General features: G+C 76.3%; 1 pseudogene. It reads right to left on the reverse strand.

The window, feature by feature from the left end:
• Window positions 1–968, reverse strand: a pseudogene (locus CCN44_RS41830) (cellulose-binding protein); the annotation flags it as partial.
• Window positions 969–1,327 lie beyond the last annotated feature (359 nt).

Below are 1,327 nucleotides of genomic sequence, written 5' to 3' on the forward strand. Positions count from 1 at the left end.
CGATGATGCCGTTCGGCGGCGCCGGCGACGACCCCGCCGCCGAACGGCATCATCGACACGCCGAGCGCCAGTGCGGACAGCAGGACGGCGGCGGCGAGCAGTCCGCCGCGCAGGACCCGGTTGCGGCCCGTGCCCTCCTCCGGGTCGGCGAGGTCGGTGGCGCCCGGGCGGCCCGCGCCGAGGCGGACCTCGGCGGCGCGGCGGCGCCGCTCCAGGTAGGCGAGCCCGCCCCAGCCGATCACTCCCCCGGCCAGCGCCGCGGGCAGCCCGCCGCCGTGCAGGCGCAGGCAGGCGGCGGCCTCGGCGCACCGCACACAGGTGGCGAGGTGCCGGGAGAGGTCGTCGGGGGTCTCGGCGGTGGGCGAGCGGGTGACCGCGTCCAGCAGGCGGGCGTAGCTGCGGCACTGCGCGTCGAGCGGGGAGTCGAGGTGGGCGCGGTGGCAGCGGTCCCGGAACAGGGTGCGGACCTGGTCGAGTTCGTCGGCGACGGTGGCCGGTTCCAGGCCGAGCCGGCGGGCCACGGTGGGCAGCGGCAGCGCCTCCACCTCGGCGAGCCAGAGCAGCGCGGCGTCCGCCTCCTGCATGTCCCGCAGTCCGCGCAGCGCGACCGGGCGGCCGAGCGGCGGCCCGGCGAACCGCGCGGCGCTCTCGGAGTTGAGCCACAACCGCAGGTCGGGGTCGAGCCGGTGGCCCTGTCCGCCGGCCTCCCAGGCGGCGGCGGTGGTGCGTACGGCGGTGAGCAGCGCCGGGATCGTCGGCAGCCGTGCGGTACGCCGTCCGGCGCCGCGCACATGGGTGTGCGCGGCGGCGCGGATCTCGCGCATGCCGAGCGCGAACGCCTCGGTCGCCAGCTGATGGGCCGTCACGGAGCCGGAGGTGCACAGGTCCGCGTACGAGAGCACCGCGTCCCAGCACTCCGAGAACAGCGCGGACTCGGTGTCGTCCTGGGGGGTCGGCAGGTCGGGCATGGGACTCCTGCATCCACGAGCGAGGTCAACTCACGAAACGGAAAAGGGGAGTTGAGGGAAACCTCGCGGCAGCGCACAGAGCCTTTCACGTCCTCGACACAACTGACAAGCGGCCTGTTCACATCCGGCTACCCACCGTGGCGGCGCGGGCGCGCGTCGCGAGCCGGGCCCCCGGCTCCGGCCTCTGGTACGGATGCGGACGCGGTTCGGCTCACACCCGCGCGGACACCTCCGGCCGGCCCGCCGGCCCGTCCGCCGGCCCGTCCGTCGCCGCGCCCGCCGCTTCGTCCGCCGTTTCGTCCGCGGGCAGGCTGTCCATGAAGGAGCTGACGGAGAACACCGCGCGGCCGGGGCCGGGC

The sequence above is a fragment of the Streptomyces tricolor genome (assembly GCF_002155905.1).
GTDB classification, from domain to species: Bacteria; Actinomycetota; Actinomycetes; order Streptomycetales; family Streptomycetaceae; genus Streptomyces; species Streptomyces tricolor.